This is a genomic window from Microbacterium sp. ANT_H45B (genome assembly GCF_008369345.1).
In the GTDB taxonomy this organism is placed as follows: domain Bacteria; phylum Actinomycetota; class Actinomycetes; order Actinomycetales; family Microbacteriaceae; genus Microbacterium.
The window spans coordinates 796972-820431 of the sequence record NZ_VOBK01000003.1 but is presented as its reverse complement, the minus strand read 5'-3'; the positions used below and the strand labels follow the sequence as shown (position 1 = coordinate 820431).

Genomic DNA, 23460 nt, shown 5'->3' with positions numbered 1-23460 from the left:
ATGAACCGCCGTCTCCGCCGCATCGTCATGGTCGCCCTGACCGCCGCGGCTCTCACCCTCACGGGGTGCGCTGCCGGTGCGGAGTCGCCGACGCCGACCGCCACCGCCGACGCATCCGGGAGCACCGTGAGCGGCACGCTCACGGTCTACGCGGCGGCGTCGCTCTCGGGCGCGTTCGACGAGATCGGTGCGGCGTTCACCGAGGCGAACCCCGACGTGGACGTCAGCGGTGTGTACGACGGCTCCTCCACGCTGGTCACGCAGCTGCGCGAGGGCGCCCCGGCCGACGTGTTCGCGTCGGCCGACGAGGCCAACATGCAGAAGCTCGAGGATGCCGCGGTCGATCCGACGCTGTTCGCGTCCAACACGCTCGTGATCGCCGTGCCGACGGGCAACCCCGGCGGCGTCGAGACGCTCGCCGACCTGGCCGACGTCACCACCGTGCTGTGCGCCCCCGAGGTGCCGTGCGGGGCCGCGTCCGCCACGCTGCTCTCGAACGCCGGCGTCGCGGTCGAGGCGGCGAGCCTCGAGCAGAACGTCACCGCCGTGCTCACCAAGGTCGCGGCCGGCGAAGCGGACGCGGGCCTCGTGTACGCGACCGATGTGATCGACCGCGACGACGTCGAGGTGATCGTGCCCGACGGTGCAGGCGAGGTCGTCAACCACTATCCGATCGCCGCGCTGTCCGAGGCGCAGAACCCCGCGGCCGCCGAGGCGTTCGTCACCTTCGTGCTCTCCGACGAGGGTCAGCGCATCCTGGCGGACTTCGGGTTCGGCGCACCGTGAGCGCCGCCGGAGCGCGCGGATACGCGCCGCGTGCCCTGGCCATCCCCGCCCTGATCGGTCTCGCGTTCCTCATCCTCCCGCTCGCGGCCCTGGTCGCCCGTGTCGAGTGGTCGACGTTCATCGCCGACGTCACGTCGGAGTCCGCGCGCTCGGCGCTGCTGTTGTCGCTGGGCACCGGTCTCATCGCCACCCTGCTGTGCATCGCGATCGGCGTTCCCCTGGCGCTGACGATCGCTCGTTCGGGCCCGCGCCTCGCCGCGGTGCTGCGCGCGGCCGTCACGATCCCCCTCGTCCTGCCGCCCATGGTCGGCGGCATCGCCCTGCTCTACCTGTTCGGGCGGGCGGGGTGGCTCGGCGGGCTCGGACTGTCGTTCAGCACGACGGCCGTCATCCTCGCACAGACCTTCGTGGCGCTGCCGTTCCTGGTGCTCGCGGTCGAGGGGGCCGTTCGCACGTCGGGTGTCGACTACGAGCGCACCGCAGCCGCCCTCGGCGCCGGGCGCTGGACGATCCTGCGCCGCATCACCCTGCCGCTCGCCGCACCGGGGATCGTCGCCGGTGTGGTGCTGTGCTTCGCCAGGGCCATCGGCGAGTTCGGAGCGACCGCGCTGTTCGCGGGCAACCGCCCGGGTGTCACCCAGACGATGCCCCTGGCGATCTACACGGCCTTCAACGGCGCGGGAGTCACCCAGGGCGCGGCGGTCGCCCTCGCGCTGCTGCTGCTCGCCACCGCGATCCTCGTGCTGCTGCTCGTGCGCGGCTGGCGTCCGGGGGCCGCGCGATGAGCGCCGTGGAGGGCCTGCGCGCCCAGGTGGTCGTGCCTCGGGAGCACTTCACGGTCGATGTCTCGCTGCAGGTGCAGACGGGGGAGACGGTCGCGGTGATGGGGCCGAGCGGCGCGGGCAAGTCGACGCTGCTGCAGGCGCTCGCCGGGCTCGAGCCGCTGGGCGGCGGAGAGATCTCGGTCGAAGGTCGAGTCGTCGACCGCGTCGCGAAGCCACGGGTGCGCACCGAGCCGATGCGCCGCGGTGTCGTGCTGCTGGGGCAGAAGCCGCGGCTGTTCCCCCATCTGTCGGTGCGCGAGAACGTGGCGTTCGGGCCGCGTGCCGCGGGCGTCGAGGCTCGTGCGGCGCGAGCCGGTGCCGACGACTGGCTCGCGCGGGTCGGGCTCCCCGGCTCCGGAGGGCGGATGCCGCACGAGCTGTCCGGAGGGGAGCAGCAGCGCGTCGCCGTCGCTCGGGCGCTCGCCGCATCGCCTCGTGTCGTGCTGCTCGACGAGCCGCTCGTCGCCCTCGACCCCGAGACGGCCGGAGACATCAGGCGGATGCTGCGCGACCAGCTCGCCTCGACCACGACCGTCGCGGTCACGCACGATGCTGCGGATGCCGTCGCCCTCGCCGACCGGCTGCTCGTCGTCGAGGCGGGCCGCGTGACCCAGTCGGGGCCGGTGCGCGAGGTGCTCGCCGCCCCGGCATCCGGTTTCGTCGCCTCGATCGCCGGGGTCAACCGTCTGGTGGGCATCGCGAGCGGAGGATCGTGGCGCTGCCGTGAGGTGCTGCTGACCAGCACGGATCCGGCCTCGCGTGCACTCGCGGCGACCGACGGTTCAGCCCTCGCCGCGGTCTTCCGGCCGGGCGATGTGCGGGTCGCCGAGGCTGGCCCGGAGTCATGGCCGGCCGAGGTGACGCGCATCGAGCCCACGCTGGGCGGCGTGCGCGTGCACACGGATGCCGGTGCGGTCGACCTGTCGCTGGATGCTGCCGGAGGGCTGGCGGTCGGCGACCGGATTCGGTTGCGGGTCGACCCGGAGCTGGTGCGGTTCGTCTCCGTGCCCTGAGCTGCAGCCGCGCGTTGAAAGGCGCTCCGCACGACTGTCCGGTTCTTTCGTTTCGGAAGAGGGAAACCGAAGCCCGACGCACCTGCTGAGTCTCGTGCCCGAGCACCGACATCTCGGCCAGCAGCGCTACATACCGGCATACGTCGTCGGCTGGTTCTCCTCCATCGAAGGACGGTACTGGTGTATTCAGTGGCGCACGAGCCGATGAGGCCGGCTCGCGAGAATCCTGTCCCCCAGATGGCCTACAGACGATCTCGCGGTGGGCGTGGAGGATGAAGGCTCGTTGCCGTCAGTGTTTCATTCGGGCGTGGTCAATAAGACCAGAACTCGTCTCCGAACGGTAGCGGTGGGACCTTGGGAGGGTCTTGCACCAGCGTCGGTGCGAGGAAAGGAGATGGTGACGATGTCAGACATGTCGAGAGAGGCGACAGTGGGGGACACCATTGCAGTGCGCGGACTCGTCCGGCAGGACGAACCCAACTCGTGGTTGATTCCGGTGGTCTCGCTATCACCCGAGACCCGCCTTGCTATGGACGATGCCAGGATTCACCTGGAAGCATCTTCAGATCTCGGTCGCTTGGCCCACGGCCACGTCGAGGTGCGAGGAGTGTGGGTCCGCGAGGGAGCTGTCGCGGTCCGGGACATCATTCCGGTAGCTGAGGATGCCGCAGTCCTTACGCCGCCGCCGTCATTGGGTACGCAGGCTCTTCTGTCTTTGCCTTCCGCTGCTGGCAGCCGGGCCGGGATCGATCTCTCCCTCGCTCGGTCGGTCGCTGGGGAGCTGGTCGAGAAAGAAGCAGCATTGCATTTCGTCGTGGTGGACGACGCCGAGCATTTCGCAGTCGTTGTCGCGGCCACTGATGTCGATCGCGTTGATGCTGAGCTGGGGCCGCTTCTGGGCCCTTACCTCGTCGTTGTCCACTCGCAGAACACCCCGGCCATGCTCCGACGTGCGGACGAAATTCTCGCCGATGAGGACCGGGACAACAACCTCCTCCTGGCAGGAGAGGCGATGAGTCCGAATGGTGACTACCGCGTCGTCGGCATCGTCAAACACTGGACATCGGCGCTGAGTACGGCGCCTGCAAGCGCGCTCGAGGTGCGGGCGTGGATCCACCCATATGAATCAAAGGAGATCTCATGAACAAGAAGATGGCAGCGCTTGCGGTGCCAGCAGCCGCAATCCTGGGAATCGCTTTGCTGACAAGTCCCAGCTAGGCCGCAACCGGTGGCGTTACCTCCCCCTCCGAAGCGGTTATCGTCGCCGCCGTCGGAAACACGGACTACGTGTCATCCATCCAGCCGATGACCCCGTACCCGTGGGGATACTACGCGACGAAGGCGAAGTGCCAAGCGGCCGGCAAAGCACACATTGCCAACAACCCCGGTGCGTTCTACGGGTACTACTGCGTGATGGGAACGGGCGCGAATCGAGACAAGTGGCAGCTCTACATGGACGAGAAGGACTGCCTCGATCGAGTTGCACCCACTCTGACCCGCGAGCGTCTGGCCGCCGTGTGACGAAGCAGCAACGAGCGACGCGCCGGTGCACCATCGGCGCGTCGCTCGCGATCGTGCTGTGCGTCGCGTCGGCCGGGTGCAGTACTCCCGATCAGCAGATTCTCCCGGTGACGGTCAACGGCACAGAGTTCACGACGACGTGGAGGGATGTTGCCGATGGCACCGACCTTCTCGGGGTGGCGGTGTTGTTCAGTGAGGGAATCGGCGCGAGCGATGAGACCTTGAAAGAAGAACTCCACCGTTCCGGTCTGGCAACAGTCACGGTGAGCACGGACAACGCCGTTGATCCCGCCGACGTGCAAGGAGTGCTCACCGAAATCGAGAAGAACGCCGTCGCTCGGCCTGTGTGCGTCATCGGGGTAGGCGACGCGGGGACTCCGATCTGGAGCGCCCTATCCAACGCGGATGCCTCGATAATTGCAGCGGTTCTTGTCGCCGCATCACTCCCGAGCGCTGCGGTCGACTACGCGTCTTTCAACCAAATCTCCGTCCGCGGCATCTATGCCGAAAACAGTGACGCATACGACAACGATTTTCAGATCAACCATGAAAGCATGCAGGCGGTCAGCACTCCTCACGACTTTCTCATCTTCGGAGGGACAGCGGTGATCGATTCTTCGACCCCAGCTCTTCTGGCTTTCACGGTCCCACAGTGACCGCAGCAGTAGACGGCATCGCAGACTGGTGCGCGGCGAGGATCACCCTGGGTCGAGTCGAAACCGCTGAGCACTCGCACTGAAGGTCGGCGACCTGGCAATATGCCGGTCGTCGTGCCCGCACGGGCCGCGGTGTCGGCGGCGGGGGTAGTCTCGGAACATGTCGGGGAGAGGGAGACGGCGATGACGGCTGTGCCGGTCGTCATCGGGATGCGGGCGCCGAGCGCCGCGGTCCTCGACGACGTCGCGCCCGCGTCGCAGGGACTCATCGACACCCACGGGCGCGTGCACCGCGATCTGCGCATCTCGCTGACCGACCGCTGCTCGCTGCGCTGCACCTATTGCATGCCCGAGCAGGGCAACGAGTGGCTCGCGCGCACCAGCATCCTGTCGACCGACGAGATCGTCGAGGTGGCGCAGGTCGCCGCATCGCTCGGCATCCGCACGTTCCGCCTCACGGGCGGCGAGCCGCTGCTGCGCGCGGACATCATCGACGTCGTGCGCCGGGTCTCGCGCATCGAGGGGGATGAGGGCCCCGTCGAGGTCGCGATGACGACGAACGGCATCACGCTCGCGAAGAAGCTCCCCGATCTGATCGATGCGGGCCTCACGCGTCTGAACATCAGCATCGACACGGTCGACCGGCAGCGCTTCGCCGACCTCACCCGCCGGGATCGCATCGACGACGTGTTCGAGGGCATCGCAGCAGCGGCGGCGTCCGACCTCCGTCCGCTCAAGCTCAACACGGTCGCCATGCGCGGCGTGAACGACGACGAGCTGCCCGACCTGGTCGCCTTCGCGATGGAGGTCGGCGCGCAGCTGCGTTTCATCGAGCAGATGCCGCTCGACGCCGGGCACACGTGGGATCGCGCCTCGATGGTCACGCGTGAGGAGATCCTCGAGAAGCTCAGCGCGCGGTGGAGCCTCGAGCCGGTTCCCGGCCGTGGAGGCGCGCCCGCCGAGAAGTGGCGCATCGACGGCGGACCGCACGAGGTCGGCGTCATCGCCTCGGTCACGGCTCCGTTCTGCGGCGCCTGCGACCGACTGCGGCTCACCGCCGACGGTCAGCTGCGCAACTGCCTGTTCTCCAACGCCGAGTACGACCTCATCGATTCCCTCCGCGGGCCGGCTGCGTCCGATCCCGCCCAGCGCGCCGCGGCGATCGGAGCGATGCTGCGCTCGTGCGTGCACGGCAAGCTGCCGGGGCACGCGATCAACGATCCGTCGTTCCTGCAGCCGGCTCGCGGCATGAACGCCATCGGCGGCTGAGTCTCAGCCGAGGAACTCCCGCGCAGCCGATGACAGCGCGGTCACGCCGACCTCGATCGTCGGGTGGATCTCCGGCGCGAAGAACGGCGAGTGGTTGGTGGGGATGTCCTTGTCGAGCGTTCCCGCGGCCGCCGATGCCGCGAACTTCACGGGGTCGACGCCTCCCCAGAACCAGAACACCAGCGGTGCACCCGTGTCGCGGGCGAACCACGAGACGTCCTCGCTGCCCGTGAACATGCCGGGGTCGACGACGGCCGCCTCGCCGAGCGCGCGCTGCAGCGCGGCGGTCACGCGAGCGGTGGCCTCCGCGTCGTTGATCGTGGGCGGCAGCGTGTGATCGGTGCGGATCTCGGGCTCGCGCTCGGCTCCGGATGCCGCGGCCTCGGCCCGCACGATGCGCTCGACGCTCGCGAGCACCTTGTCGCGCATCTCGTCGTTCGGGTAGCGCAGGCTGAGTTCGAGCTTGGCCTCAGCGGGGATGATGTTGTTCTTGAGCCCGGCGTGGATCGAGCCGACCGTCACGACCGCGACGTCGCGCGGATCGACCTCGCGAGAGGCGACGGTCTGCAGTCGCATGACGGTCGCCGCGGCCATCACGATCGGATCGATCGTGGAGTGCGGTCGGGATCCGTGTCCGCCCCGGCCGTGCAGCGTCACGGTGAGGCCGTCGGATGCCGCCATCTGCGTACCGGGGCGCACGCCGATCGTGCCGGCGGGCAGCGGGGTGACGTGCTGACCGAGCACGATGTCGGGAGTGGGGGCGATGTCGAGGAGTCCGCCGTCGAGCATCGCGCGCGAGCCCGCTCCGTACTCCTCTGCCGGCTGGATCAGCACGACGAGGGTGCCCGCCCACTCGCCGCGTTCTGCGACGAGCTTCTCGACCGCCCCGATCATCGCGGTGACGTGCATGTCATGCCCGCACGCGTGCATCACGGGAACGGTGTTCCCGGCGGGGTCGATGCCGGTCGCGGTGCTGGCGTAGGCGAGGCCGGTCTCCTCGCCGACAGGCAGTGCGTCCATGTCGGCGCGCACCCAGACCACGGGGCCGTCGCCGTTGCGCAGGATGCCGACCACCCCGGTGACCCCGATGCCCTCGTGCACGTCGAGCCCGAGATCACGCAGGTGGCCGGCGGCGATGCCGGCGGTGCGCGTCTCCTGGAACGAGAGCTCGGGATGCTGGTGCAGGTCGGTGTAGAGCGCTTCGAGGTCGATCGTCATGGCCCCGAGCCTACTCGCGCACGTACGACTCCAGCGCGGGTCCGGGGTGCAGGACGCCGTTGACGATCGCCCTGATCGCGAACTCGCTCGCCTCGCCGAGGTCGACGACGTCGCGGTGCAGCAGCCACTGCAGCTGCAGGCCGTCCATCACCGCGAGGATGCTCGCCGCGCCGGTGGCGATCGTGTCGGGCTCGTCGACGCCCTCCTGCGCGCAGAGCAGTTGGAACGCCTCGGTCACCTCGCGGCGGAGCGTCGTGTAGCGCTCTTCGAAGTACTCGCGGCCGGGGTGGTTGTCGGTGACCGACTCCGACGAGAGCACGGTGTACGCCTGCACGATCCCGGGGCGAAGCTCATTGGAGATCGCGGTGCGAACGAGGTGCAGGAAGAGCTCGGGGCCTCTCGGGATGCGCTTCTCGGCGAGCTCGGCGACGTCGGCCTGATCTCGGTAGGCGAGCACCTCGAGCAGCAGGTTCTGCTTCGAGCCGAAGTGGTGCAGCACGCCCGCGTGGGTGATCCCCACCTGTTCGGCGACGTCGGCGAGGGTGCCGTTGGTCGACCCCTTGTTGCCGAAGATCTCGACGGCGGCTTTGAGGATCAGCTCGCGCTTCTCGCGCGTGGCCGGACGCACGTTCGCGGGTGCGGCGGAGCCCTTCGCCATGGTCACTCCTCTCCTGCACCGGTGCCTGATCTGGATCGTACTTGCCAACTCTACTTACCAACGAGTAACCTCGCACCAGTTTACTTTCTCGTCAGTAAGCTAATTCGTCGGATGCCCGTGCAGCCGACGGTCACACAGCACAATGACCCGTGCCCAAGGAGAAGCAATGAAGCTCAGAAAGTCCCTGATCGCTGTCGCGGCGATCTCCGCCCTGGGAGTCTCGGCCCTCGCCGGCTGCGCTGCCGGAGGAACGAACGACAGTGGTGGCGACGGCTCGGCCGCGCTGACCATCGCGAAGCCCGACGGGGCGATCACCACCGAGTCCAACAACCCGTATGTCGGCGACTCCTCCGCCTCGAAGTACGGCTACGGCAAGGTGATCTTCGAGACGCTCGGCCTCGTGAACCAGACCGGCGACCGCGAGGTCACCCCGTGGCTGGCCGAGAGCATCGAGTGGAACGACGACTTCACCGCTGTCACGGTCGTGCCGCGCAAGGACGTCACCTGGAGCGACGGCGAGCCCTTCACCGCCGATGACATCGTGTTCACGTACGAGCTCGTCTCCACGCCCGAACTCGACACCGCGGGCCTCAAGTTCGAGGGCGCGACCGTCGAGGGCGACGCCGTGACCCTCACCTTCGGGGAGTCGAAGTTCGTGAACCAGGCCCGCGTGCTGCACGTGCCGATCGTCCCTAAGCACATCTGGGAGAAGTTCGACGAGCCGGCGACCGATCCGGTGAAGGGTGACGACCTCGTCGGCACCGGTCCCTACGCGATGTCGAACTGGTCGACCGAGTCGGTCACCCTCGAAGCCCGCGACGACTACTGGGGCGGAGACCTGGCGGTCCCCGAGCTGCACTACGTCTCGTACGGCGACAACACCGCGCTGACCACGGCGCTCGCGCAGGGCGAGGCCGACTGGGCGCAGGCGTTCATCCCGCAGATCCAGGAGCAGTTCCTCGACGCCGACCCCGAGCACAACAAGTTCTTCGTCGCGCCGACGACCGGGTCGGCGACCCTGTTCATGAACCTCCAGCAGAAGCCGTTCGACGACGTCGTGTTCCGCCAGGCGCTCGCCTGGGTCATCGACCGCGACGCGTACGTCGACATCGCCCGCGAGGGCGCCAGCGAGCCGGTGTGGTCCGTGACCGGGCTCTCGTCGATCCTCGACGACGAGATCCAGCCGGAGTTCCAGGGCGAGGACTACTCCGTCGACGCCGAGAAGGCCCGCGGTCTGCTCGAAGACGCCGGATACACCTGGAAGGACGACGCACTGATCGACCCCGACGGCACTCCCGTCTCGTTCACGCTCTCGGTCCCCTCGGGGTGGAGCGACTGGAACACCGCGCAGGAGCTCATCGCCGAGGATGTGACCGAGGCGATCGGCGCCGAGGTCAAGATCGACATGCCCGACTGGGGCGGCTGGGCCGGACCCCGCGACGAAGGCACCTTCTCGGCCATCATCCACTGGCTCGAGGACAGCGGCACGGCCTACGGCCTCTACACGTCGACCATGGACCCGCGGTGGATCTCGCCCGAGGGCATCGCCGGATTCAACTTCGGACGCTTCGACGACCCGGTCGCGACCGAGGCGCTGAACGCCTACGCGAACGCCTCGTCCGACGACGTCCGCACGTCGTCGATCACGACGCTGGAGCAGATCTTCGTCGACCAGGTCCCGGCGATCCCGCTCGGTGCCCACCCGCTTCTGGGTGAGTACAACACGCGCAACTACGTGGGGTGGCCGTCGGAGGACGACCCGTACGCCTCGGGCGACCCGACGCAGCAGAACGTCGTGATGATCCTCACCAAGCTGAAGCCGGCCGAGTAGCCCTTCGTCTCGCTCCGCTCGCTCAGGGACCGGGACTGCGGTACCGGACCGGGAGCAGGACGACCGGCCAGTGGCCCTTCGTCTCGCTCCGCTCGCTCAGGGACCGGTGCTTAGGCTCCGGTTCCTGCGCGGGACCGGGACTGCCGCTCCGGTTCGGGACTGGGACGTCTGGCCAGTGGCCCTTCGTCTCGCTCCGCTCGCTCAGGGACCGGTGCTTAGGCTCCGGTTCCTGCGCGGGACCGCTCGTCGGTACCGGTTCCTGAGCGAGGAGCGGAGCGACGAGACGAAGGACCCAGACGAAGGAAGACCCCATGTCAGAACCACTCCTCAGCGTGCGCGGCCTCTCGGTCGTGTACGACGTCGATCCGCCCGTCGAGGCGGTGAAGAACGTGACCCTCGAACTGCGGCGGGGCGAGATCCTCGGTCTCGCCGGTGAGAGCGGATGCGGCAAGACCACCCTCGCCTACGGGGTGCAGCGTCTGCTCCGCGCGCCGGCCGTCATCTCCGGCGGCAGCGTCACCTTCCACGACGCCTCCGGCGTCGACGTCGACATCAACGCCCTCGACGTGGATGCCATGCAGCGCTTCCGCTGGGACAAAGTGTCGATGGTCTTCCAGGGCGCGATGAACGCGCTCAACCCGGTCGCGACGATCGGCTCGCAATTGGAGGACGTGTTCGAGATCCACCGACCGGACATGACCCGCAGGCAGCGTCGAGCGGAGGCCGAGGAGCTGCTCGAGATCGTCAAGGTGGGGCGTCAGCGCATCCGCTCCTTCCCGCATGAGCTCTCCGGCGGCATGCGCCAGCGCGTGATGATCGCGATGGCTCTGGCGCTCCGTCCGCAGCTCATGGTCATGGACGAGCCGACCACCGCACTCGACGTGCTGGTCCAGCGTGAGATCCTCAGCCAGATCTCGCAGCTGCGTCACGAGTTCGGCTTCTCGGTCATCTTCATCACGCACGACCTTCCGCTGCTGCTCGAGATCAGCGATCGCATCGCCATCATGCGCGAGGGCGAGATCGTCGAGTTGGCCTCGGCCGAGAAGATCTGGACCGATCCGCAGAATGACTACACGAAGACGCTGCTGTCGTCGTTCCCCCGTCTCACCGGCGCGCGAGGAGTGCTGACACGATGACGACCCTCGAGTTCACCCATGTCACCAAGACGTACAACGTCCGCGGCGCCGGGCGCCTGAAGGCGCTCGACGACGTCAGCTTCACCCTGACCTCGGGGCAGACGATCGGCCTCGTCGGCCAGTCCGGCAGCGGCAAGTCGACGATCGCGAAGATCCTCACGCAGCTCGAGACGCCCACCAGCGGCGAGGTCCGCCTCGACGGCAGTCCGATCCCGCGGCGCGGCCGAGGTCTGCGCCGTTACCGGCAGCAGCTGCGCATGGTGTTCCAGGACCCCTTCGCCTCGCTCAACCCGTACCACTCGATCCGCTACCACCTGGAGCGTCCGATCCGCCTCGACGACGTCGTGCCCAAGGATCAGACCGAGGCGGAGGTGCGCCGACTCCTGGCGCGGGTCAGGCTCGACGCGGATGCCGTGATCGACCGCCGTCCGCACGAGCTGTCGGGCGGACAGCGCCAGCGCGTGGCGATCGCCCGCGCGCTCGCCTCCCGCCCGTCGCTGCTCGTCGCCGACGAGCCGGTGTCGATGCTCGACGTGTCGATCCGCCTCGGGGTGCTGAACCTGCTCGCCGATCTGCAGCGCGAGGAGGGCCTCGGCGTGCTCTACATCACTCATGACCTCGCCACCGCGCGGCACTTCAGCGACAAGATCATGGTGCTCAACCAGGGTCGGGTCGTCGAGTACGGCGACGCCGACGACGTCATCCTCAACCCGCAGGACCCCTACACGCGAGAGCTGCGGGCGGCGTCGCCCGATCCCGACACGCACTTCGCGACCGCCGGACCGCACGGAGGTGCACAGTGACCACCGCATCGCCCGAGCTCGGGCAGTTCGAGCAACAGGACCGCGACGCTCTCGAGGTCGGCACGACCGCGACCACCGCCGAGAAAGGACGCGTACTCGTGCCCTGGCGGTTCTTCGCGGGGCGGGCGGGCTTCTACCTGTTCACGCTCTGGGCCGCCATCACGATCAACTTCTTCCTGCCGCGGTTCATGAAGGGCGATGCGGTCAGCTCCTACCTCGCCCGCAACCGCAACATCAGTCCCGAGGCGGCCGATTCGCTGCGCATCCTGCTCGGCATCGACACCGACAAGTCGATGTGGCAGCAGTACATCGACTACTGGGCGATGCTGTTCCGCGGCGACCTCGGCATCTCGACCCTGCACGGGCTGCGCCCCGTCGCCGAGGTGCTCAGCTCGGCCCTTCCCTGGACGCTCGGCCTGGTCGGACTCGCGACGATCATCTCGTTCGCGCTCGGCACCGTCGGCGGGGCGATCGTCGGCTGGAAGCGCGGCAGCAGGCTCGACGCGCTCATCCCGATCACGACGTTCTTCAACACGATCCCGTACTTCTGGCTGGGGCTGATCGCGATCGCGATCTTCTCGTCGACCCTCAAGTGGTTCCCCTCGTCGCACGCGTACGGCAAGGGGCAGTCGCCGGAGTGGAGCCTCGACTTCATCGGCCAGGTGATCGTGCACGGCACCCTGCCCGCCGTGACGATCATCATCGCGTCGCTCGGCGGCTGGATGCTGGGCATGCGCAACATGATGCTCACGGTGCTCGACGAGGACTACATCACCGTCGCCCAGGCCAAGGGCATGCCCAACCGTCGCGTGCTCTGGGCGTACGCCGCTCGCAACGCGGTGCTCCCTCAGGTGCAGAGCTTCGCGCTCTCGATCGGCTTCATCGTCGGCGGCACGATCGTGATGGAGATGGTGTTCAGCTACCCCGGTGTCGGCAAGCTCCTGCTCGACGCCACCAATGCGAAGGACTTCGCCCTGATGCAGGGGGTGTTCCTGGTGATCACGCTGTCGGTGCTGGTCGCCAACATCCTCGCCGACATCGTCTACGCATACCTCGACCCGCGCACGCGCCAGACGGAGGCCTGACATGAGCGTTCCCACCTCGACCGAGAACACCGCCCCAGACGGACGCATGATCCCGACGGGGATGCCGGAGACGGCGACGTTCCGCACGCCCGGTGACACGGCACCGCCGCGCAAGACCTTCTGGACGCAGCTGGTGCAGGCGTTCGCGATGTTCCGCAATCCGAAGTCGATCGCCGGGCTCATCATCCTCGGGGTCTTCGTGCTGGTCGCGATCTTCGCTCCGCTGCTCGCCCCCTACGGCCCCACGCAGAAGGACCGCACAGCACTGCGCCAGGCGCCCTCCTTCGACCACTGGCTCGGCACCACGCACATGGGTGAGGACGTGCTCAGCCAGCTCATCTTCGGCACGCGCGGCGTGGTGGTCGTCGGATTCCTCTCGGCGATCATCGCGACCGTCATCGCGATCACGATCGGCGTCATCGCCGGGTACGTGCGCGGATGGAAGAGCGAGTCCCTCTCGGCGCTCACGAACGTGTTCCTGGTGATCCCCGGCATTCCGCTGATCATCATCGTCGCCTCGCAGTTCGAGAACCCGCCGCTCATCGTGATCGCCGCGGTGCTGGGCCTCACCGGATGGGCCTGGGGCGCGCGCGTGCTGCGGGCGCAGACGATGTCGCTGCGCAACCGCGACTTCATCCAGGCGGCCCGCGCCAACGGCGAGCCGCTGCACCGCATCATCACCGTCGAGATGCTGCCGAACCTGATGGCACTGATCGCGTCGAGCTTCGTCGGCACGGTCACCGCGGCGATCCTCGGTCTCACCACCCTCGCCTTCATCGGCGTGATCCCCGTGAGCAATCTCAACTGGGGCACGATCCTGTTCTGGGCGCAGCAGAACGGCGCGTTCCCGCGCCTGTGGTGGTGGTACGTGCCGGCAGGTCTCTGCATCGCGATCATCGGCGTCGCACTGTCGCTGATCAACTTCGGCGTCGACGAGTACGTGAACCCGAGGCTGCGGTCGGCGGGTGAGCGTGCCCGCGCCATGAAGAAGAAGGGGCTCGACGTGAACGCCCCGGTGACGGCGGTGCGCGAGGTGCCGGTCGCGGGCGCCGACCCGGCGACCTCTCAGACGACCCAGATCCAGAACCCGAATACTCAGAAGTGATGACCTCTCAGACACTGACCGAATCCCTGCCCTACCTCGATCCCGAACTGCCGGTCGCCGCCCGCGTCGCCGACCTCCTCGACCGCATGACGGTCGAGGAGAAGGTCGGGCAGATGCTGCAGCTCGACGCGCGCGACGACCTCGACGACCACGTCCTCGGTCGCCACGTCGGCTCGATCCTGCACACCTCGCCCGAGCGCATCGTCCGGGCGAACGAGCTGACGTCGCAGACACGGCTGCGCATCCCGCTGCTGGTCGGGGAGGACTGCATCCACGGCCACTCGTTCTGGCCCGGGGCGACGATCTACCCCACTCAGCTCGGCATGGCGGCGACGTGGGATGCCGACCTCGTCGAGCAGGTCGCCAGGGCCACCGCGGTCGAGGTCGCGGCGACCGGCGTGCACTGGACGTTCTCTCCGGTGCTGTGCATCGCGCGAGACCTGCGCTGGGGGCGCATCGACGAGACCTTCGGCGAAGACCCCTTCCTGATCGGGGAGCTCGCCTCGGCCATGGTGCGCGGCTATCAGGGGCGGGGGCTGGAGGACCCGACCGCGATCCTCGCCACGGCCAAGCACTTCGCCGGGTACTCCGAGACCCAGGGCGGGCGCGACGCCAGTGAGGCCGACATCTCGCGACGCAAGCTGCGGTCGTGGTTCCTGCCTCCGTTCGAGCGGGTCGCCCGCGAGGGGTGCCGCACGTTCATGCTCGGCTACCAGACCACCGACGGCGTGCCGATCACGGTCAACGACTGGCTGCTCAGCGACGTGCTGCGCGGCGAATGGGGCTACACCGGCACGCTCATCACCGACTGGGACAACGTCGGGCGCATGGTGTGGGAGCAGCAGGTACAGCCCGACTACGTGCACGCGTCCGCCGCGGCGGTGCGCGCCGGCAACGACATGATCATGAACACGCCCGGTTTCTTCCAGGGAGCCCTCGACGCGGTGGCGAACGGGATGCTGGCCGAAGACGCGTTCGACGACGCCGTCGCCCGCATCCTGACCCTGAAGTTCGAGCTCGGCCTCTTCGAAGACCCCCGTCTGCCGCAGGACGGGCTGGATGCGGTCGTCGGCAGCGCCGCGCACGCCGCGCTCAACCTCGAGACGGCCCGCCGCTCGCTGGTGCTGCTCGAGAACGACGGAACGCTGCCGCTCGACGCCGCAGCGGCGCTGAAAGTGGCGGTGGTGGGGCCGCTCGCCGACGACGCGCAGACGCAGCTCGGCGACTGGGCCGGCGGATCGGGTCAGGCCGGCTGGCTCGACGGCCAGCCGCGCGAGATGATCACGACCGTGCTCGACGGAGTCGCGGGCGTCGACGGATGGGCCGTCAGCCACGCCCGTGGCGCCGACATCCTCACCCTCGAGGAGGATCCGCTCGGTGCGACCTTCCCCGACGGGCAGCCCCGGCCGCCTGTGGTCGTGCCGGCCGAGGCGAACGAGGCGCTGATCGCGGAGGCGGTGGCGGACGCCGAGGCATCCGACATCGTGGTCGCGGTCGTGGGCGACCGCATCGAGCTCGTCGGCGAGGGACGCTCCACCGCGACCCTCGAGCTGATCGGCGGGCAGAACGCGATGCTCGATGCGCTGATCGCCACCGGAACGCCGGTCGTCGTCGTGCTGCTCGCATCGAAGCCGCTCGTGCTCCCGGCATCCGTCTCGCGCGCTGCCGCCGTGATCTGGGCCGCGAATCCGGGCATGCAGGGCGGTCGCGCGCTCGCCGAGGTCATCACGGGCGCGGTCGAGCCGTCGGGGCGCCTGCCGATCTCGTTCGCGCGCCATGTCGGACAGCAGCCGACCTATTACAACCAGATCCGCGGACAGCACGGCGACCGCTACGCCGATCTCACCCAGTCCCCGGCCTGGGCGTTCGGCGAGGGGCTGTCGTACTCGACGGTCGACTATTCGCAGCTCGTGCTCGCGGCGGATGCTCTCGCGCTCGGCGATACCGTCGTGGCAGACGTGACGGTGACGAACACCGGCGCGCGTCCGGTGCGCGAGACCGTGCAGGTGTACGTGCGCGATGTCGTGACGAGCGTGAGCTGGACCGACAAGGAGCTCAAGACCTACCGGCAGGTCGATCTGGCGCCGGGGGAGAGTCGCGTCGTGCGGGTCGAGGTGCCCGTGGCCGACTGCTCGATCGTCGATGCCGCGGGAACGCGCCTCGTCGAGCCCGGAGAGTTCGCCCTCCTGGTCGGACCGAGCTCCCGCGACGACGTGCTGCTGAGCGCCGCGTTCTCGGTGGCCTGAGTGGTGACGGGGGCGCTCAGGCGTCCTCGTCGCCACTCAGGCGCCGGGGTCCTGCACCCTGGCTGCCGAGCGCGTCGTCGGGGTTGAGCAGCCCACACGCCTTCATCGACAGGCAGCCGCAGCCGATGCATCCGGTCAGCTCGCGCTCGAGCCGCTCGATGCCCTCACGGCGCTTCTCGAGCTCGCGCTTCCACCGGCGCGATGCGCGCTGCCAGTCCTCGTGACTGGGTGTCTGCGTGAGGGGGACGTCGGCGAATGCGTCCTGCACGTCGGAGAGAGGGATGCCGAGGCGTTTCGCGACCGTGATGAGTGACACCCGGCGCAGCATGTGGCGCGCGTAGCGGCGCTGATTGCCGGCCGTGCGCGTCGATGCGATGAGCCCGAGGCCCTCGTAGAAATGCAGGGCTGACGGCGCGACGCCCGTGCGTCTGCTCATCTCGCCGATCGTCAGCGGCTCGTCAGGGCCGTGGAGGGCACGATCGGAATCTGTCTCTGCGGTCATCTCGACCTCCTCGATTTGACCTCAAGCGTACTTGAGGTCTTACGGTTGCACATGTGACCGCGACAGGAAGTGACCGATGACATACGTGATCGCGCTACCCTGCGTCGATGTCAAGGATCGTGCATGCATCGACGAATGTCCGGTGGACTGCATCTATGAGGGCGAGCGCTCGCTGTACATCCACCCGGACGAATGCGTCGACTGCGGCGCGTGCGAGCCGGTCTGCCCGGTCGAGGCGATCTACTACGAGGATGACCTGCCCGACGAGTGGCGGGACTACTACAAGGCCAACGTCGAGTTCTTCGACGAGCTGGGATCCCCGGGCGGCGCCGCGAAGCTCGGCGTCATCGAGCGGGATCATCCGATCATCACAGTCCTTCCGCCCCAGGGCGCACCAGAATGAGCAGGAACCCGAATGAGCACTGACCAGCATCCCGCGGCCCCGGTCCCCTCCCCGGTCGGTGAGGGACTCAAGGCCGCCTTCCGTGCGCATCCGGCAGGGGTCGCGATCATCACCGCGATGACCCCTGCGGGCCCGGTCGGCCTCACGGCGTCGAGCGTCGCATCCGTCGCGGTCGACCCCGCCGCGATCGTGTTCTCGGTGACCAGGGCCACCGGCAGCGCGGGCGCGATCCTCAACGCGGAGTCGTTCGTCGTGCACCTCATCGATGACGAGCATTCGGCTCTGGCGCAGAGCTTCGCGGTGAGCGGGGCCGACCGCTTCACCCCCGAACAGGGGTGGAGCACCCTTCCGACCGGGGAGCCGTACCTCGCCGAGGCACGCGCCGCGATGCGCGGTCACACGATGTCGACGGTCGCGGTCGGCTCATCGACCGTCGTGGTCGCCGAGATCGACGAGGTGCTGCTCGGGCGGCCGGGTCGACCGCTCGTCTACCTCGACCGCCGATTCCACACGCTGCCGCACGACGAGAACTGAACGCACCCAGAACTGAAATCCGAACGAAAGGAACACGCATGACCACTCCGTACACCCTCCCCGAGCTGCCCTACGACTACTCGGCCCTCGCCCCGCACATCTCGGGCAAGATCATGGAGCTGCACCACTCCAAGCATCACCAGGCTTACGTGACCGGTGCCAACACGGCCCTCGAGCAGCTGGCCGGCGCGCGCGAGTCGGGAGACTTCGCCGCCGTGAACAAGCTCGAGAAGGACCTCGCGTTCAACCTCGGCGGACACATCAACCACTCGGTGTTCTGGGAGAACCTGTCGCCCGACGGCGGCGGCAACCCCGAGGGCGAGCTGGAGGCCGCGCTGACCGATGCCTTCGGATCGATCGACGCGTTCCGCGCGCACTTCACCGCGACCGCGCTCGGCGTGCAGGGCTCGGGCTGGGCGGTTCTCGCCTGGGACAGCGTCGGTGCTCGACCCGTCATCTTCCAGCTGTTCGACCAGCAGGGCAATGCACCGCTCGGCGTCACCCCGCTGCTGCAGCTCGACGTCTGGGAGCACGCGTACTACCTCGACTACCTCAACGTGCGCGCCGACTACGTCAAGGCGTTCTGGGAACTCGTCAACTGGTCCGACGTGCAGCGCCGCTTCCAGTCCGTGCAGGAGAAGACCGCAGGGCTCATCGTCGCCCGCTGACCTGCTCGCGGGAGATCCGGTCAGCCGTTCATTCGGCTGACGGAATCCCGCGGGGCTGGCGGATGCCGCGGCATCCGCCAGCCCCGCGGGAAATGTTCAGCCATCCGTTCCGGGTGCGCCGGTGCCGGGTGCGTCAGGCGAGCAGCTCGCCCGCGAGCGCCTCGATGCGGCGTCGAATGTCGTCGCGGATCGGTCGCACGGCGTCGATGCCCTGACCGGCCGGGTCGTCGAGCTCCCAGTCCTCATACCGTGTGCCGGGGAAGAACGGGCAGGCGTCGCCGCATCCCATCGTGATCACGACGTCGGATGCCTGCACCGCCTCGGTCGTCAGCACCTTGGGCGCCTCGGCGGTGATGTCGATGCCGAGCTCGCCCATCGCGGCGACGGCGACCGGATTGATCTGGTCGGCGGGCATGGATCCCGCTGAGCGCACCTCGATGCGGTCGCCGGCGATCTCGCGCAGGAACCCGGCGGCTATCTGCGAGCGCCCGGCGTTGTGCACGCACACGAAGAGGACGGAGGGCATGGCTGTGGTCGTCATGATGTCTCCAGGGTAAGCGAGCGGGCGGGGTCGAGGACGCGTGCAGATGCTGACGGCATCCAGCCGACCCCGGATAGGCTTGCGGTGTGGCCCTCCTCTCGATCGCCGGTTCGGCGCGCGCTCCGCATGAGCTGCGCTCGGCGACGCCGATGAAGGAATGGATGCGCGTCGTGATGCACCCGGGCACGAACGGCTGGACCAGTGTGTGGGGCACTCTCTCGCACGGCGAGATCGCGGGCTGCCCGCCGCCACGCGGCTAGACCACGCCTCATCCGGGGCGGTGGTCTCCTGCGCCATCCACCCCTTCTTCCGCGTGAGGTCTTCCCGTGTCCACTTCTCCCACCCGTCCCCGCCTCCGTCTGGCTCCGCACGAGCTGTGGCGGGGCATCCGCTCCAACGCCCGCAGCGACGTTCTCGGCGGATCGTTCCTGCTCGCCGCCACCGTCGCGGCCCTGATCCTCGCCAACACCCCGGCGGTGTCGTGGTACGAGTCCGTGCGCGACGTCACCTTCGGCATCCCCGAGCTGCACCTCGACCTCAGCGTCGGCGCCTGGGCGGCCGACGGTCTGCTGGCGATCTTCTTCTTCGTCGTGGGCCTCGAGCTGAAAGAGGAGTTCGTCACGGGGCGCCTGCGTGATCCTCGTCAGGCGGCGCTGCCGATCGCCGCGGCGGTCGGGGGTGTCATCGTACCCGCGGTCATCTTCGCGGTGATCAACGCCGGCAACGGTGCAGACGCTTTGCGCGGGTGGGCGATCCCGACCGCGACGGACATCGCCTTCGCCGTCGCGGTGATCGCCGTCGTCGGCAGGTTCCTTCCTCCCGCGCTCCGGGTCTTCCTGCTGACCCTCGCGATCATCGACGATCTGATCGCCATCACCATCATCGCGACGTTCTACACCGACACGATCAGCCTGCCCTGGCTCACCCTCGCGCTGCTGCCTCTCGCCGGTTTCGCGTTCCTCGTGCAGAAGGGCGTGCGCGCGTGGTGGATTCTGCTGCCGCTCGCCGTCGCGGTGTGGGTGTGCATCCATGCCGCAGGGATCCACGCCACCGTGGCCGGTGTCCTGCTCGGTTTCGTGGTCCCCGTCGTGCCCACGGAGCGTGCACGCGTGCAGGTGGGAGAGGACGCCGAGGGCGAGCCGCTGTACGACGGCCTCGCACCGCACTTCGCCGATCGGTGGGGTGTCGTCGCGACGCTGTTCGCGGTCCCGGTGTTCGCCTTCTTCGCCGCGGGTGTGACGATCGGCGGCCTCGACGGGCTGCGGTCGGCGCTGACCGATCCGATCGCGATCGGCATCATCGTCGGACTCGTGGCGGGAAAGCCGATCGGCATCCTCGTGACCACGTTCCTGTTGAGCCGCATTCCCGCCCTGCGCCTCGACGAGACGCTGCGGTGGCGGGATCTGACGGGCATGGCCTTCATCGCCGGAATCGGGTTCACCGTCTCGCTGCTGGTCGGCGAACTCGCGTACGGCGCCAGCTCGGTCGCCGACGAGCACGTCAAGATCGGCGTGCTTCTCGGGTCGCTGATCGCGGCGGTGATCGGTGGCAGCATCCTCGCGACGCGCAGTTCCCGTGCCCGTCGCCGGCAGCTCGACCCGGGCGGTCACGACCTCTGACCGGCTCGGCTCGGCTCACACGAGTCGCGCTGTCGTGCCTCGCACGTTCAACTCGAAGGGGAGCGCCGCGGGGATGCCGGCGGCCTCGCCCTCGGTGAGCTTGGCGAGCACGGCGTCCGCCGCCCGCTCGCCCTGGCCCAGGGGGAACTGGTCGACGGTCGTCAGGCGGAAGAACTCGCCGAGCTCGTGCCCGTCGATCCCGACCACCGAGAGGTCTTCGGGCACGGCGAAGCCCAGGTCGCGTGCCGCGAGGATCGCGCCGACCGCCATCTCGTCGGATGCGGCGAACACCGCGGTGGGGCGCGGACCCGGGCGACCGAGCAGCTGCTTCGCGGCGCGGTAGCCGCCCTCGACGGTGAAGTCGGCAGGTTCGAGGAAGGCCGGATTCAGCGGGATGCCGGCCTTCGCCAACGCCTTCTCGAAACCCAGTCGACGGTTCGTGGGGATGTGGAAGTCGAGGTCGAACTCGGGGTTCGCGCCGATGTGCGCGATGTCGCGGTGACCGAGAGCGATCAGGTGCTCGGTCGCGAGCTGTGCGACGGCCACATCGTCGACGGTCAGGGTGTCGAGCTGGGAGTTCGGACCGCCGATGACGATCACCGGCAGCCCCAGATCGAGCAGGTGCTGCGTCTCGTCGTCGTCGAGCTCGATCGACACGGCGATCACCGCATCCACCCGCTGGCGGCGCAGGAACGTGTCGAACACGTGCCGGCGCACATCCTCGTCGGCGGTGATGTTGTAGAGCGTGATGTCGTAGCCCTCGCGCATCAGCGCGGCCGAGACCCCCGAGAGCACGGTGCTGAAGAACCAGCGGTCGAGGAAGGGCACGATGACCCCGATGTTGCGCGTGCGCCCGGATGCCAGACTCGAGGCGCGCGACGAGACGACGTAGCCGAGCGCCGAGGCGGCCTCCTGCACGCGCAGGCGTGCCGACTCCGACACGTGCCCGCGACCGCTCAGGGCACGCGAGACCGTGGCGGTCGAGACACCGGCGAGCCGGGCGACCTCATCGATGCTCGTCATGGGGTTCCTCTCCGAGCCGTTCCTGTCGCCGCTCGCGCAGCCGGGCGATGCCGGGGCTGTGCGAAACGGCGACAGGGCGGGATGCCGCGTTACGCCGTGGTGTACCAGACGGCCGTGTCGACCGGCACGGATCCACCGTCGAACGGCTGGCTCTGCAGGAGCACGAAGGCGTCGGCCGGCAGCGGGATCGGCTCGGTGCCCAGGTTCGCGAGCACGTGCACGGTGCCGCGGCGGAAGGCCACAGCATCCGCTCCTGCGTCTTCCCAGACGAGGGATCCGCTGCCGAAGCCGTACTCGCGGCGTCCGGCGAGCAGGCGCTTGTAGAGCGCGAGCGTGGAGGCGGGGTCGACCTCTTCCACGTCGCGCGAGTACGTGGCCCAGTCGGCGGGCTGCGGCAGCCACGAGGCGCCGGTCTCGTTGAAGCCGAAGGCCGGGGCCTCCGCCTCCCACGGCAGCGGCACGCGGCATCCGTCGCGTCCGTACCGTTCGCCGTTCGTCCGGAACCAGGTCGGGTCCTGACGGAACGCGTCGGGGATCTCCATCGCCTCCGGCAGGCCCAACTCTTCGCCCTGGTAGAGGTATGCCGAGCCCGGCAGCGCGAGCATCACGGTCGTCGCCGCCCTGGCACGGGCGAGCCCGATGGCGGTGTCGGGCTTGTGCGGGGTGTTCGGACCGATGCCCTCGCCCTGCGGGTTGTCGTCGGTGAGCGCGAGGCGCGAGGCGTGACGCACCACGTCGTGGTTCGACAGCACCCAGGTGCTGGGGGCGCCGACCGCGCCGAAGGCGTCGAGCGACTCGCGGATGACGTCGCCGAGCGCCTTCGCGTCCCACTCCGTCATCAGGTACGGGAAGTTGAACGTCTGGTGCATCTCGTCGGGGCGCACCCACAGCGCGGTCTGCGTCAGCGTGGGCATCCACGCTTCGCCGCAGAGGGCGCGGTCGCCGTCGTACTCCGCGAGCACCCGGTGCCAGTCGCGGTAGATCTCGTGCACGCCGTCCTGGCCCCAGTAGGGGACGTCGGCTTCGCCGCCGCCCATCGAGTCGGCGTCGGCCGGCGGGGTGTAGTCGGGAAGGCCGTCGGCCTTGATCATGCCGTGGGCCACGTCGACGCGGAAGCCGTCGACGCCGCGGTCGAGCCAGAAGCGCAGGATCGAACGGAACTCCTCGCGCACCTCTTCGTTGTTCCAGTCGAAGTCGGGCTGCGTGGGGTCGAAGATGTGCAGGTACCACTGGCCGGGGGTGCCGTCGGCCTCGGTCACGCGCTCCCACATGCCGCCGCCGAACACGGACTCCCAGTTGTTCGGGGGGAGTTCGCCGTTCTCGCCCTTGCCGTCACGGAAGATGTAGCGCGCGCGCTCGGGGCTGCCCGGGGCCGCCCTCAGCGCCTCCTGGAACCATGCGTGCTGGGCCGACGAGTGGTTCGGGACCAGGTCGACGACGACACGGATGCCGCGGGTGTGCGCCTCGTTCAGCATCGTGTCGAAGTCGTCGAGCGTGCCGAACAGGGGGTCGACGTCGCGGTAGTCGGCGACGTCGTAGCCGGCGTCGCGCTGCGGGCTCGTCATGAACGGGCTCAGCCAGATCGCGTCGACGCCGAGCTCCTTCAGGGAGTCGAGTCGGCTGGTGATGCCGGGCAGGTCTCCGATGCCGTCGCCCGAGGCGTCGGCGAACGAACGGGGGTAGATCTGGTAGATGACCGCGCTGCGCCACCACTCGGAACCGGGGGCTGCGATCTGCTCAAGCTGTGCCATGTCCTCAGAGTAGTGCAAACGCTTACAGCTATGCCAGGACTGAGATCGAATCGATTCGGCACGGATGTCGGGAAGGGGTCTGGGCGCTCGGCATCCGTGCCCGGAGCCGTCTGCAGGACCCGGGCGCGGATGCAGAGATGAGTGACGGTTTTCGACCCTGCATCCGTGCCCCGATCCTGCACGCGGACCGTGCCGGAGGAGGTCGCGACGACATGGCTCGGAAAAGTGACGCGACACGCCGGTGAAACGAGAAACTGGCCTTTCGTCC

At 68.6% G+C, this 23460-nt stretch carries 24 protein-coding genes; 18 read left to right on the top strand and 6 right to left on the bottom strand.

Translation table 11 applies throughout. The features are described 5' to 3' along the window. From modA to moaA, 7 genes are all read left to right on the top strand, one after another. A complete protein-coding gene (modA, locus tag FQ142_RS15895; RefSeq protein WP_149424075.1) occupies positions 1-786 on the top strand; it encodes a molybdate ABC transporter substrate-binding protein in 786 nt (261 codons plus the stop codon). Further along, positions 783-1571: an ABC transporter permease gene (locus FQ142_RS15890; protein WP_149424074.1), complete on the top strand. Its 789-nt coding sequence runs from the start codon at positions 783-785 to the stop codon at positions 1569-1571. The genes modA and FQ142_RS15890 overlap by 4 nt, the downstream gene beginning before the upstream one ends. Further along, complete coding sequence (locus FQ142_RS15885) at positions 1568-2623, top strand: sulfate/molybdate ABC transporter ATP-binding protein (protein WP_188042439.1); 1056 nt, start codon at positions 1568-1570, stop codon at positions 2621-2623. The genes FQ142_RS15890 and FQ142_RS15885 overlap by 4 nt, the downstream gene beginning before the upstream one ends. Positions 2624-3017: 394 nt before the next feature. Then, positions 3018-3767 carry a hypothetical protein gene (locus tag FQ142_RS15880; protein WP_149424073.1) on the top strand — a complete coding sequence of 250 codons (750 nt, stop codon included), beginning with the start codon at positions 3018-3020 and terminating at the stop codon, positions 3765-3767. Positions 3768-3910: 143 nt separating this feature from the next. After that, positions 3911-4144, top strand: coding sequence for a hypothetical protein (locus FQ142_RS15875; protein WP_149424072.1), 234 nt, complete (start codon positions 3911-3913; stop codon positions 4142-4144). After that, positions 4141-4800, top strand: coding sequence for a hypothetical protein (locus tag FQ142_RS15870; protein ID WP_149424071.1), 660 nt, complete (start codon positions 4141-4143; stop codon positions 4798-4800). Before FQ142_RS15875 ends, FQ142_RS15870 begins: the two co-directional genes overlap by 4 nt. Before the next feature lie 183 nt (positions 4801-4983). Beyond that, complete coding sequence (moaA, locus tag FQ142_RS15865) at positions 4984-6069, top strand: GTP 3',8-cyclase MoaA (protein WP_149424070.1); 1086 nt, start codon at positions 4984-4986, stop codon at positions 6067-6069. A gap of 3 nt (positions 6070-6072) precedes the next feature. Here moaA and FQ142_RS15860 read toward each other — a convergent pair whose 3' ends face one another. Further along, a complete protein-coding gene (locus tag FQ142_RS15860; RefSeq protein ID WP_149424069.1) occupies positions 6073-7287 on the bottom strand; it encodes an amidohydrolase in 1215 nt (404 codons plus the stop codon). A gap of 10 nt (positions 7288-7297) precedes the next feature. Continuing rightward, positions 7298-7945 (bottom strand): TetR/AcrR family transcriptional regulator, encoded by a 648-nt coding sequence (locus FQ142_RS15855; protein WP_149424068.1) that lies wholly within the window; start codon positions 7943-7945, stop codon positions 7298-7300. Positions 7946-8111: 166 nt separating this feature from the next. On the opposite strand from FQ142_RS15855, the gene FQ142_RS15850 reads away from it, so the two are divergent. The 6 genes from FQ142_RS15850 to FQ142_RS15825 all read left to right on the top strand — a co-directional run bounded on the left by FQ142_RS15850 (position 8112) and on the right by FQ142_RS15825 (position 16151). Further along, positions 8112-9776: an ABC transporter substrate-binding protein gene (locus tag FQ142_RS15850; RefSeq protein ID WP_149424067.1), complete on the top strand. Its 1665-nt coding sequence runs from the start codon at positions 8112-8114 to the stop codon at positions 9774-9776. Between the two features lie 311 nt (positions 9777-10087). Further along, positions 10088-10912, top strand: a complete 825-nt coding sequence (locus FQ142_RS15845; protein ID WP_149424066.1) for an ABC transporter ATP-binding protein — start codon at positions 10088-10090, stop codon at positions 10910-10912. Beyond that, on the top strand, positions 10909-11715 hold the full coding sequence (locus FQ142_RS15840; protein ID WP_149424065.1) for an ABC transporter ATP-binding protein: 807 nt from the start codon (positions 10909-10911) through the stop codon (positions 11713-11715). Before FQ142_RS15845 ends, FQ142_RS15840 begins: the two co-directional genes overlap by 4 nt. Beyond that, positions 11712-12800, top strand: coding sequence for an ABC transporter permease (locus FQ142_RS15835; protein WP_149424064.1), 1089 nt, complete (start codon positions 11712-11714; stop codon positions 12798-12800). Before FQ142_RS15840 ends, FQ142_RS15835 begins: the two co-directional genes overlap by 4 nt. Position 12801: 1 nt before the next feature. Next, positions 12802-13905: an ABC transporter permease gene (locus FQ142_RS15830; protein WP_188042438.1), complete on the top strand. Its 1104-nt coding sequence runs from the start codon at positions 12802-12804 to the stop codon at positions 13903-13905. Continuing rightward, on the top strand, positions 13905-16151 hold the full coding sequence (locus FQ142_RS15825) for a glycoside hydrolase family 3 N-terminal domain-containing protein (protein WP_149424063.1): 2247 nt from the start codon (positions 13905-13907) through the stop codon (positions 16149-16151). Before FQ142_RS15830 ends, FQ142_RS15825 begins: the two co-directional genes overlap by 1 nt. A gap of 16 nt (positions 16152-16167) precedes the next feature. Here FQ142_RS15825 and soxR read toward each other — a convergent pair whose 3' ends face one another. Beyond that, entirely contained in the window at positions 16168-16653 is a 486-nt protein-coding gene (gene soxR, locus FQ142_RS15820) for a redox-sensitive transcriptional activator SoxR (RefSeq protein ID WP_149424062.1), read from the bottom strand. Between the two features lie 76 nt (positions 16654-16729). On the opposite strand from soxR, the gene fdxA reads away from it, so the two are divergent. From fdxA to FQ142_RS15805, 3 genes are read left to right on the top strand one after another with little or no spacing between them, the layout of a single operon-like run. Further along, positions 16730-17056 (top strand): ferredoxin, encoded by a 327-nt coding sequence (gene fdxA, locus FQ142_RS15815; RefSeq protein ID WP_149424061.1) that lies wholly within the window; start codon positions 16730-16732, stop codon positions 17054-17056. 12 nt (positions 17057-17068) lie between these two features. After that, the gene (locus FQ142_RS15810; RefSeq protein WP_149424060.1) at positions 17069-17590 is read left to right on the top strand and encodes a flavin reductase family protein; all 522 of its coding nucleotides are present in this window, start codon (positions 17069-17071) and stop codon (positions 17588-17590) included. 38 nt (positions 17591-17628) lie between these two features. Beyond that, positions 17629-18258: a superoxide dismutase gene (locus tag FQ142_RS15805; protein WP_149424059.1), complete on the top strand. Its 630-nt coding sequence runs from the start codon at positions 17629-17631 to the stop codon at positions 18256-18258. 133 nt (positions 18259-18391) lie between these two features. Here FQ142_RS15805 and FQ142_RS15800 read toward each other — a convergent pair whose 3' ends face one another. Continuing rightward, the gene (locus tag FQ142_RS15800) at positions 18392-18799 is read right to left on the bottom strand and encodes an arsenate reductase ArsC (protein ID WP_149424058.1); all 408 of its coding nucleotides are present in this window, start codon (positions 18797-18799) and stop codon (positions 18392-18394) included. 86 nt (positions 18800-18885) lie between these two features. Here FQ142_RS15800 and FQ142_RS17545 point away from each other — a divergent pair, with 86 nt between their 5' ends. Continuing rightward, positions 18886-19059 carry a hypothetical protein gene (locus FQ142_RS17545; protein WP_188042437.1) on the top strand — a complete coding sequence of 58 codons (174 nt, stop codon included), beginning with the start codon at positions 18886-18888 and terminating at the stop codon, positions 19057-19059. A gap of 66 nt (positions 19060-19125) precedes the next feature. Continuing rightward, a complete protein-coding gene (gene nhaA / locus FQ142_RS15795; RefSeq protein ID WP_262492172.1) occupies positions 19126-20418 on the top strand; it encodes a Na+/H+ antiporter NhaA in 1293 nt (430 codons plus the stop codon). Positions 20419-20433: 15 nt separating this feature from the next. On the opposite strand, the gene FQ142_RS15790 is transcribed toward nhaA, so the two are convergent. Both FQ142_RS15790 and FQ142_RS15785 read right to left on the bottom strand, forming a co-directional pair. Then, positions 20434-21441 carry a LacI family DNA-binding transcriptional regulator gene (locus tag FQ142_RS15790; protein WP_056413560.1) on the bottom strand — a complete coding sequence of 336 codons (1008 nt, stop codon included), beginning with the start codon at positions 21439-21441 and terminating at the stop codon, positions 20434-20436. A gap of 89 nt (positions 21442-21530) precedes the next feature. Beyond that, a complete protein-coding gene (locus FQ142_RS15785; protein ID WP_149424057.1) occupies positions 21531-23192 on the bottom strand; it encodes a glycoside hydrolase family 13 protein in 1662 nt (553 codons plus the stop codon). Between the last annotated feature and the right edge of the window lie 268 nt (positions 23193-23460).

Coding starts and splice junctions, on each gene's coding strand:
- FQ142_RS15880 (WP_149424073.1), top strand. CDS start 3,018: ATGGTGACGATGTCAGACATGTCGAGAGAGGCGACAGTGGGGGACACC.
- soxR (WP_149424062.1), bottom strand. CDS start 16,653: ATGACCGCAGAGACAGATTCCGATCGTGCCCTCCACGGCCCTGACGAG.
- moaA (WP_149424070.1), top strand. CDS start 4,984: ATGACGGCTGTGCCGGTCGTCATCGGGATGCGGGCGCCGAGCGCCGCG.
- FQ142_RS15785 (WP_149424057.1), bottom strand. CDS start 23,192: ATGGCACAGCTTGAGCAGATCGCAGCCCCCGGTTCCGAGTGGTGGCGC.
- fdxA (WP_149424061.1), top strand. CDS start 16,730: ATGACATACGTGATCGCGCTACCCTGCGTCGATGTCAAGGATCGTGCA.
- FQ142_RS15845 (WP_149424066.1), top strand. CDS start 10,088: ATGTCAGAACCACTCCTCAGCGTGCGCGGCCTCTCGGTCGTGTACGAC.
- FQ142_RS15830 (WP_188042438.1), top strand. CDS start 12,802: ATGAGCGTTCCCACCTCGACCGAGAACACCGCCCCAGACGGACGCATG.
- FQ142_RS15860 (WP_149424069.1), bottom strand. CDS start 7,287: ATGACGATCGACCTCGAAGCGCTCTACACCGACCTGCACCAGCATCCC.
- FQ142_RS15850 (WP_149424067.1), top strand. CDS start 8,112: ATGAAGCTCAGAAAGTCCCTGATCGCTGTCGCGGCGATCTCCGCCCTG.
- FQ142_RS15810 (WP_149424060.1), top strand. CDS start 17,069: ATGAGCACTGACCAGCATCCCGCGGCCCCGGTCCCCTCCCCGGTCGGT.
- FQ142_RS15800 (WP_149424058.1), bottom strand. CDS start 18,799: ATGACGACCACAGCCATGCCCTCCGTCCTCTTCGTGTGCGTGCACAAC.
- FQ142_RS15805 (WP_149424059.1), top strand. CDS start 17,629: ATGACCACTCCGTACACCCTCCCCGAGCTGCCCTACGACTACTCGGCC.
- FQ142_RS15825 (WP_149424063.1), top strand. CDS start 13,905: ATGACCTCTCAGACACTGACCGAATCCCTGCCCTACCTCGATCCCGAA.
- FQ142_RS15840 (WP_149424065.1), top strand. CDS start 10,909: ATGACGACCCTCGAGTTCACCCATGTCACCAAGACGTACAACGTCCGC.
- FQ142_RS15855 (WP_149424068.1), bottom strand. CDS start 7,945: ATGGCGAAGGGCTCCGCCGCACCCGCGAACGTGCGTCCGGCCACGCGC.
- modA (WP_149424075.1), top strand. CDS start 1: ATGAACCGCCGTCTCCGCCGCATCGTCATGGTCGCCCTGACCGCCGCG.
- FQ142_RS15885 (WP_188042439.1), top strand. CDS start 1,568: ATGAGCGCCGTGGAGGGCCTGCGCGCCCAGGTGGTCGTGCCTCGGGAG.
- FQ142_RS15790 (WP_056413560.1), bottom strand. CDS start 21,441: ATGACGAGCATCGATGAGGTCGCCCGGCTCGCCGGTGTCTCGACCGCC.